The following is a 9176-nucleotide window of genomic DNA, read 5'->3' as shown; positions in this document are numbered from 1 at the left end:
CGCGCTGGATATCGGGCAGGGGGCCGAAACGATTCATTCGCAGATCGTGGCCGAGGAGTTGAAGATCCCGATGGCGGAGATCCAGGTGATCGCCGCGGACACCGAAACGACGCCCGTGGACATCGGTTCCTGGATCAGCGGCAACGCCTACGTGTGCGGAAATGCCACACGGGTGGCGGCCGGCAATGTCCGCAAACAACTCCTCGAACTTGCGTCTCAGCAGCTCGAGGCGAGCATCGATGACCTGGTGCTGAAGGACAAGAAGGTTTATGTGGCGGGGTCCCCCAGCAAGGCGCTTACCTACGGGGATTTGGTGGCGCTGAGCATCCAGACGCGCCGGGGGGATCCGATCATCGGAGAGGGCCACTGGCGGACCATGAGGGACGAACCAACGCATCCGAGTCTGGCTACGACCAAGGGAAGGTGGACGGAAAACTATGCCTTCGATGCCCAGACGGCGGAGGTGGAGGTGGACACCGAGACAGGGAAGGTCAGGCTCCTGAGGGCTGTCACGGCCCACGATTGCGGTTTCCCTATCAACCCGCTCCTGGTCGAAGGGCAGATCGACGGACAGATATCGATGGCGCTCGGGCACGCTTTCATGGAAGAGATCATGATGGAAGAGGGGCGGACACTCAACCCGAACTGGCTCGACTACCGTATGCCCTGCATCAGGAACATCGCCCCCTCCGAGCATATAGACGTGATCACGGAGCAGTACAGGGTCGGGCAGCCCTATCGCACCAAGGAAGTCGGAGAAGGCTACGTCTCCGCCATTTTGGCGGCCATCGCCAACGCCATCTACGATGCCGTGGGCGTCAGGCTCTTCTCTACGCCGTTTACGCCCGAGAAGATTTTGAAGGGTCTTGGCAGCCGCAGCGTGTAAAGCAAAATCCTCATTTCCGGACTGGAGGCCGGGTTATACCGGGTAATCGTTTCCGGGCGGACACTAGCCAGATTTTCTTCCGGCCGGTCCCGGGAACGAACCCTGCCGGAAGGAAGGGTCAAACATAGGATGACGCGCCGGCGATCCCGGCGCGCACAGGGAAATCTCGATCTTGGAGGGTCCGAATGGATCAGGTGAGCTACTGGAACAAGCCGTTGGAAACGCTGCCGCGCGACCAGCTTCAGGAACTTCAGTTGCAGCGTTTTCAGGAGCGTATGGCTTATGTGTACGAACGAAGCCCCATGTACCGGAGAAAGTTCGACGAGGCTGGCATCAAACCTGCGGATATCCGGAGCCTGGAGGATATCTCGAGGATCCCGTTCACCGTCAAGGAAGAGCTGAGGGAGAGCCAGGCGCAACATCCCCCCTGGGGCGACTTCATGTGCGTACCCCCGGAAGAGGGCGTGCGCGTCTTCCAGACGACCGGCACCACCGGCATCCCGGTCCGGGTGATGCTCAATAAGAAGGACTGGACGGTTCACTTCTATGAACAGTTCATGTATTTCATGCATGCCTACGGCATCAAGACCTCCGACATCCTTTTCGTCCCCTTCGGGTACAGCCTGTATATCGCCTGGTGGGGCTTCCAGGCGGCGCTGGAGCAGGCGGGGGTCATGATCGTCCCCGGTGGGGGGCAGTCTTCCAAGGACAGGGTCAGGAATATCTTCAACTGGGAAGCCACGGTCGTGTGCGGGACGCCCACTTATCTGCTATATCTGGGTGAAACCGCGAAGAAGATGGGGGTGTCCCTAAGGGATTCGAAGGTTTCCATCATCGTGGCGGCGGGGGAACCCGGCGCCAATGTTCTGTCGACCAAACAAGCCATCGAAGAGACCTGGGGGGCCAAGTGCTATGACGACATCGGCTCCAGCGAGATCTCGAACTTCGGCTTCGAGTGCATTTCTCAGAAAGGAACCCATGTGAACGAGGCCATGTTTTACGCCGAGTGCCTCGATCCGGAGACCCTTCAGCCGGTTGAAAACGGACAGGTTGGCGAACTGGTCCTGTCCAATCTGTGCTGTGAGACCATGCCCCTTCTCAGGTACCGCATCAAAGACCTGGTCAAATTCAACCGGGAGCGCTGCGATTGCGGCAGAACCTTCCTGAGGCTGGAGGGGGGAATCTTGGGACGTTCGGACGACATGTTCCAGTTTGGCGGGGTCAATGTATTCCCATCGGCCATCGAAAATCTCATCAGAGAGGTGGAGGTATTCTCCAACGAGTATCAGATCGTGGTTCCAAGGATGGGCAGCGGAAAACGCATCCGGATCCGCGTGGAACCAGCTTCCGAGGACGTTTCGGCGGAAAAATTGGAACGGGCCGTCCGTGACTTCATCGAACACTTCAAATATATGGTGACGTTTACGCCGGAAGTGGAGATTGTCGGGGTCGGTGAACTGCCCCGATTCGAACTGAAGGCCAAAAGGGTCATCCGGGAAACGTAATACCGCGTGTCAGTGGAACCCTGCACAGGATGGCAGGGTTCCCGTTTTTTCATCATGGGTTCTCAACAGAAAGGGAGGGGTTGGAAATGAAAAAGTTATCGGTCGAGCGTCATTTTTCTCCGGGGGTTGTGCTTGGTGTAGGCCTGGCCTTTTTTGCCATGCTCTTGACGGGCCTTCTGATGCCGGGTGCGGCGGATGCCAAGGATGTCATCCACCTCACCTACAGCGGATTCATGCCCCCCACCCACTCCCAGAGCAAGGTGGAGGCGGCCTGGTGCAGGGAGGTGGAGAAAAGGACCGACGGGCGGGTGAAAATCGCGCATTATCCGGGCCAGACCCTGACGGATGCTTCGCAATGCTATCAGGGGGTGAAAGAGGGGCTTTCCGATATGGGGTGCTCCGTGCTGCAATACACCCGGGGACGTTTTCCGCTGATGGACTTCATCAATCTGCCTTTGGGTTTCCCGAGCGGGCAGGTGGCGACGGCCATCATCAACGAGGTGTATGAGAAATTCCAGCCGGCCGAACTGGACGAGGTGAAGCTGTTGTACCTCCATGCCCACGGCCCCGGCTTCATCCACACCAAGGACAAACCCGTCCACAAGATGGAGGACCTCAAGGGCCTGAAGATCCGCTCCCATGGCCCGACAGCCAGCATGATCCAGGCTCTCGGCGGGACGCCGGCCGCTTTTCCCATGAACGAACTCTACCAGGCCCTTCAGAAGGGCGTGGTCGACGGTGGATTGTACCCGCTCGAATCCAACAAGGGCTGGAAAATGGCCGAGGTGACGAACTATGTCATCGCGTGCTACCCGACCGCCTATTCCCTCGGGTTTTTCGTCGCCATGAACAAGGACAAATGGAACGCCCTTCCGGACGACGTCAAGGCGATTATCGAGGAGATCAACAGCGAATGGGTCTTCAGGCATGGCAAGGCCTGGGAGGCGGGGGCCTTCGAAGGCATCAATTTCCTGCTGGATTACGGGAATACCATGATCGGGATCGGACCGAAGGAATCGGCGCGGTGGACCAAAGCCGTCCAGCCCGTTCTGGATGAGTATACCAGTGAAACCAAGGCGAAGAACCTTCCCGGAGACGAGGTGCTGAAGTTCGTCCAGAAGAGGCTCGAGGATGCGAAGAAAGGGGAATTCAAGAGCAAATACAAAGAGGCGGAATAGATTCAGCTGAATGAGGTACGATCGGAGGAATATTTGCAGGGAGGTTTTTTTCTTCTCATCCTCCGGGTGCGCAGTCCCACCCCTTCGGTGCGGGTCGTGGTATGACCCCTGTCGGGGAACCAAGCGTCTGTGCGGGGCGGCCTGCAGGTCGCCCCGCACAGACGTACAGGTGGAGGCCCAGATCGGTAAGGAAGACCATTCCGGGATGGAAATGCATTGAAATCTGAACGGCAACCATTGTGAGGGATCGAGCAATTTTTTTCCCGATCCCCCACAAGTCAGGAGCGCGGTAGATGAAGATCGCAAAAGCGCTTTCGGATTTTCTGGTGAAGTTGGGGGGGATCTGCCTTTTGGGGATGATGCTTCTCACGTGCGCGGATGTCGTGGGCAGTCTGTTCGGGCACCCTCTGTTGGGCTCGGAGGAACTCGTCGGTATGATGGCTTTTTTGCTGCTGTCTTTTGCGCTGCCCTATACGGAGATCGAGAAAGGCCATGTGGGGGTGGATCTGCTTTATATGCGGTTTCCCAAACGGGTCAAAGGAATCAACGATTGCCTAGTGACCTTGATCACGACGCTGTTCTTCTGCCTTGTCGCCTGGCAATGCTTCCTTTATGCCCGAGAGATGGGGCAGGCCGGCCAAGTCTCCCCGACTCTTCAATTTCCCACGTTTTATCTCATTTACGGAGTGTCCTTCGCCTGCCTCAATCTGGCGTTGATCATGTTCATTGAATTCCTGGTGTATGTGAGGGGAGGCGATCGGGATGAGTGATTTTACGCTTGTTGGCATCATCGGCATCGTGCTCCTGCTGGTGCTTTTTTTTACGAGAATGGCGGTCGCCTACGTCATGGCCATCGTGGGGTTCCTCGGGTACAGCTATTTGACGAACCTGAGGGCGGGCATGAAGCTCCTGGCCGTGGACGTTTTCAGCGTATTTTCATCCTACGGCCTGACCCTGATCCCTCTTTTCGTCTTCATGGGTTACATCGCCTTTTATGCCGGTGTCAGCCGCCACTTGTACGACGTGGCCTATAAATTCATCGGGCGGGTCCGGGGAGGACTGGCCATGGCCACGGTCATGGCCTGCGCGGCCTTCGGGGCCGTCTGCGGATCGGCTACCGCCACGTCGGCCACCATGGGGACCATCGGATTGCCCGAGATGAAGCGGTACGACTACGGAGGGCAACTCGCGACCGGCTCCGTGGCCTCGGGCGGGGGGTTGGGCTCCCTGATCCCCCCGAGCGTGGTCCTCATCATCTACGGTATCCTGACCGAACAGTCCATCGGGAGCCTGTTCATCGCCGGTATCGTACCCGGCATATTCATCACGGTTCTCTTCATGGTCGCCATCTGGATCTACTGCCTGTGGAAGCCGGAGCAGGGCCCCAAAGGAGAGAAATTCAGCCTGAAGGAAATGCTGTATTCCCTGCGGCACCTTTGGGAAACGATCGCCGTCTTCGCATTCGTGATGGGAGGCCTCGTCATGGGGCTGTTCACGCCCACGAAATCAGGGGCTGTGGGGGCGATGCTGATCCTCACCATCGTGGTGGCGCAGAGAAAGCTTTCATGGGAGAATTTCTTGAACGCCGTTTACGGGACCTTGAAGATCTCCTGCATGGTCATCATGCTGATCGCCGGGGCTACCGTCTTCGGACACTTCCTGGCCCTGACCCGCATCCCGATGGATCTGGCCAGTTCCGTCGGGATGATCCACTGGCCTCCATGGGCGATCATGGCTTTGATATGCCTCATCTTTCTGATCGGGGGCTTCTTCATCGACTCGATGGCGCTCATCATGTTGACGATTCCCATCTTTTACCCGATCGTGGTGAATCTGGGATATGACCCCATCTGGTTCGGGATTGTCATCGTGCTCGTCACGCACATGGGCACCATCACCCCGCCGGTGGGAATATGCGTCTACATTGTGCGGGGTATCGCCGGGGACGTCCCGCTGATGACGATTTTCAGGGGCTCGGTTCCTTTTTTGTTGGCTCTTATCGTAGGGACCGCGGCGATCATCGCGTTTCCCTCCATTGCGACGTTTCTGCCGGAATTGATCGAGTAGGGTGCGTGCGAGGGCTTTTCGGGCCGCCGTTTTTTGTCCGCAAGAGCGTATCCTTATTAGGGAGATGAACCTATGGCTAAAAAGGGATCTGAGAAAGGCGCCGCGCTATCTCGGCTGGAAGGGAAGAAGGTCCTTATCGTAGATGATGAACCGGATGTGCTCGATAGCCTCGAGGACCTGCTTCCCATGTGTTCCATCACGGCCGCTTCCACTTTCGATGAAGCGGCGGAGCTGCTCAATACCAGGCATTACGACCTCGCGGTCCTGGACATCATGGGCGTGGATGGCTTCAATCTGCTTCAAATCGCCCGAAGCAGGGGGGTGCCGGCGGTAATGCTCACAGCGCACGCCTTGTCTCCCGAAAATACCCTGAAGTCTCTGCATGAGGGGGCGGCTTCCTATGTCCCCAAGGAAAAACTGAACGACATCCAATTGTTTTTGGAGGATGTCCTCGAGGCCCGGGAAAGGGGCCGGAGCCCCTGGTGGCGCTGGCTCGAGAGGCTGGGTTCCTATTACGAGAGGAAGTTCGGAGAGGAGTGGAAAAAGGAGCACAAGGATTTCATCGAGAAACGCATCTCTTATTGATCTAGTTCGTGTAGCCCAGTAGCTGCGGCAGCCAAAGGGAAAGAACCGGGAGGTAGGTCACGAGCAGCAGGATGCCTATCTCCGCGCAGATGAACCAGCCGGCGTCCTTCAAGCAGGCTTCATAGGGGATGCGGGCGATGCGCGAGGCGGTCATCAGGCTCATTCCCATGGGAGGCGTGGTGTTGCCGATATTCAACCCGACCATCATGACCATCGCGAAATGGATCGGATCGACGCCGAGCTGGGTCATGGCGGGTGAAAGCACCGGACCCAGCACTAGAGCGGCGGGGATGACGTCGATGAACATGCCGGCGATCAGAACGACCGCGTCCACGAGCGTCAGAATGATATAGGGGCTGGCGTCCAATGAAGCCACCCATTTGCCGGTCTCTTCCACGACACCCGACAGCGTGATGAACCAGCCCAGGGCCGCGGCGGCCCCGATGAGCAGGAAGATCATCCCCGAGAGTACGACGGTGTTCAGCATCGACTGCCAGATCTCCCGCAGACCGAGGCTCCGATACCCCATCCAGCCGAGAAGGATCGCATAGAGAGCGCCGCCGGCGGCGGCCTCCGAGACATCCGTGATGCCGAAAAGGATGCAGCCGAGGATGAAAAGCCCCACGCCCATGGGCGGTGTGGCTTGGATGGCTGCACGGGCTACCGTCCCGAGGGCGGCGCGGTTCGATTTCGGGTATTTCCGCCGCGTGCTCAGGACCCAGCTTTGGGCCAGCAGGCCCAGGCCGCAAAGGAGCCCGGGGATGAGGGCCGCAGCGAAGAGGGCCGGGACGGAAAGCCTCAGGATGCTCGCGTAGATCACCATCACGACGCTCGGGGGTATGATCGGTCCGATGACCGACGAGGCGGCGGTGACAGCTGCGGCATAGCCGGCGGTATACCCCTGTTTTTTCATGGCCGGGATGAGAATGCCGCCTACGGCTACGGTATCGGTGATCGCGGTGCCGGTCAGACCGGCGAACAGGATGCTGACGAAGATGTTGACATGGCTCAGCCCGCCTCGCAGGTGCCCGAAAAGGCTGTCGGCGAAGGCCACGAGCCTGGTGGTCATGCCGGATTGATTCAGGATCTCCGCCGTAAGGACGAAGAAAGGGATCGAGACGAGGATGTATCCGGATGTGCCGGAATGGAGCGATACGGCCACAGGCTCCAGGTATTCCCAGCCGCCCATCTGGAAGAGCCCGATCAGGGACGAGATGCCCATGATATAACCGATCGGGACGGCCAGAATCAGGAGAAGGATGAAGGCGATGAGGACGGTCGTCATGGAAGTTCCTCAGCTCTTTGCTCCATGGCGGCCTGGATGATCGCAGGGCAGGCGAGAATATGGACGAGCTGGACGGCGGCGCTGGCCGGCACGGCCGCCAGCCGCCATTTGAAAGAGATTTGGAGCTTCGCCGAGATCATCATCATCTGGTCGGCCGCGACGGTGGCGAGCCATCCCTGCCACAGGACCACCGCGAGCCAGATCCCTGTGGCCGCATAGCCGGCCAGCCGGATGGTTTTTTCATATTGCGCGGGCAGGGAGCGAACGACCCCTTCGACGGCGACATGTTCACCCGCCTTGAGGGCGACGCTGATTCCGAGGAGCGCGATCCAGACGAGCAGGATGCGCGAAACAGGCAGGGGCCAGGGCAGGGGGTCGTTCAGCGCATAACGGAAGAAGACCCCGTAGACATTGATGGCGAGGAGCACCGCCACCATGGCTCCGCAGAGGCGAAGCACGATGCCGTTCAGTTTATCGCTGAAGGAGACGATCAGGTCCATGGCGGCGGGGATGGGGCCTGCTAACGGCCCCACTTGTCATGATATTCCTGGTCAAGTCCTTTGCTGATGCCGTCTACCGTGGTCCAGACCTCGTTGAGCAGCTCCGGGGCGAGACCGAAATCCTTCGTCGCCCAGGTGAAAAAGGCCGGCCGCATGAGTTTCTTGAAGGCCTCTTTTTCCTGACTGCTCGGGATGTAATGGTCCTTGTACTTCCGGGTGCCTTCCTTCCAGCCGAGGTAGCAAAGGTGTGCCGCGACCCCGCGGGCATAGACGACGGCCTGGCGGGCGGCGCGCAGGATGATCTGCTGATAGGTTTCCGGCAGATTCTTGAACCACTCGTCGTTGACCACCCAGTTGCCCGTATTGTAGATGTGGCCCGTCCAGGTGGTGTATTTGCACGTGTCCCAAAAGCGCATCGCGGTGTTGAGCCCAGGCGCGTTGAACTGGCCGTCGGCGACCCCGGTCTGAAGGGCGGTGGGGACTTGCCCCCACTCGAGCGGGACGGCCTTGGCGCCGAGCGATTCCATGACGGCGATGTGCGCGGGGTTTTCCTCGACGCGGATCCTCAAGCCTTTCATGTCTTCAGGCGTTTTGATGAGCCGCTTGTCGTTGGTGAAGGCCACGAACCCGCCACCTTCATCGAAGGTCCCCAGCCAGCGCAGACCGGTCGCCTTCCGCATCTCGTCCATGAAGCCCGCATACCATTCACTGTCGAAAAAGGCCCAGGCGGTGTTGTAATCGTCGAAAAGGAAGGGCGTTGTAATCACCTGGTATTTTCGGAAGAAAGAGGAAAAGGCGCCTGAGGAGAGGACGGCGGCCTGCACGGTTTTCCCCTGTTGAGCCTTGGCGGTGTATTCGATCTCGGTTCCCAACTGCATGGCCCCGAAGATCTTGACCTCCACGGCGCCGCCGGTCTGGGTCTGGACGATATCGGCGAAGCGGACGAGGGCTGGATGCACCTCGTTGCTTTCCATGTCGGCAGGATACAGATGGGCGATCACCATGCTGTATTCGGCTTTTTCCGCCGAGACCGGGGTTGCCGCAATCAAAAACAGCGCGGCCGATAACAGCGTCAGAATGCCGTGGCGCAGGGGATTTTTTTTCATCTCGGAGTCCTCCTTGGTGCGCTGCCGTTCCTCCAGCTATCCGCGCGGCTGACATGATCTGGAG

At 58.8% G+C, this 9176-nt stretch carries 9 protein-coding genes; 6 read left to right on the top strand and 3 right to left on the bottom strand.

Annotated elements, in window-relative coordinates; genetic code table 11:
* The 6 genes from H567_RS0115095 to H567_RS0115070 form a co-directional block, all read left to right on the top strand.
* Positions 1-886: molybdopterin cofactor-binding domain-containing protein (locus H567_RS0115095; RefSeq protein ID WP_028322044.1), on the top strand; the 886-nt coding region annotated here is incomplete at its 5' end.
* A 185-nt stretch (positions 887-1071) separates the two neighbouring features.
* Positions 1072-2391 carry a phenylacetate--CoA ligase family protein gene (locus tag H567_RS0115090; RefSeq protein WP_051184962.1) on the top strand — a complete coding sequence of 440 codons (1320 nt, stop codon included), beginning with the start codon at positions 1072-1074 and terminating at the stop codon, positions 2389-2391.
* Positions 2392-2477: 86 nt separating this feature from the next.
* Positions 2478-3569 (top strand): TRAP transporter substrate-binding protein, encoded by a 1092-nt coding sequence (locus H567_RS25225; RefSeq protein WP_051184960.1) that lies wholly within the window; start codon positions 2478-2480, stop codon positions 3567-3569.
* 293 nt (positions 3570-3862) lie between these two features.
* Positions 3863-4339 carry a TRAP transporter small permease gene (locus H567_RS25220; protein ID WP_051184958.1) on the top strand — a complete coding sequence of 159 codons (477 nt, stop codon included), beginning with the start codon at positions 3863-3865 and terminating at the stop codon, positions 4337-4339.
* Positions 4332-5636, top strand: coding sequence for a TRAP transporter large permease (locus H567_RS0115075; RefSeq protein ID WP_028322042.1), 1305 nt, complete (start codon positions 4332-4334; stop codon positions 5634-5636). Before H567_RS25220 ends, H567_RS0115075 begins: the two co-directional genes overlap by 8 nt.
* Before the next feature lie 72 nt (positions 5637-5708).
* On the top strand, positions 5709-6221 hold the full coding sequence (locus H567_RS0115070) for a response regulator (protein WP_051184955.1): 513 nt from the start codon (positions 5709-5711) through the stop codon (positions 6219-6221).
* A gap of 1 nt (position 6222) precedes the next feature.
* On the opposite strand, the gene H567_RS0115065 is transcribed toward H567_RS0115070, so the two are convergent.
* From H567_RS0115065 to dctP, 3 genes are read right to left on the bottom strand one after another with little or no spacing between them, the layout of a single operon-like run.
* Positions 6223-7506 (bottom strand): TRAP transporter large permease, encoded by a 1284-nt coding sequence (locus H567_RS0115065; protein WP_028322040.1) that lies wholly within the window; start codon positions 7504-7506, stop codon positions 6223-6225.
* The gene (locus H567_RS0115060) at positions 7503-8039 is read right to left on the bottom strand and encodes a TRAP transporter small permease (RefSeq protein ID WP_035254641.1); all 537 of its coding nucleotides are present in this window, start codon (positions 8037-8039) and stop codon (positions 7503-7505) included. The genes H567_RS0115065 and H567_RS0115060 overlap by 4 nt, the downstream gene beginning before the upstream one ends.
* A complete protein-coding gene (gene dctP / locus H567_RS0115055) occupies positions 8027-9112 on the bottom strand; it encodes a TRAP transporter substrate-binding protein DctP (RefSeq protein ID WP_051184952.1) in 1086 nt (361 codons plus the stop codon). The genes H567_RS0115060 and dctP overlap by 13 nt, the downstream gene beginning before the upstream one ends.
* Positions 9113-9176 lie beyond the last annotated feature (64 nt).

Origin of the sequence: Desulfatiglans anilini DSM 4660 (genome assembly GCF_000422285.1) — a bacterium.
GTDB classification, from domain to species: domain Bacteria; phylum Desulfobacterota; class DSM-4660; order Desulfatiglandales; family Desulfatiglandaceae; genus Desulfatiglans; species Desulfatiglans anilini.
The sequence above is the reverse complement of the archived record's forward strand: the minus strand, read 5'-3'. Positions and strand labels throughout refer to the sequence as shown.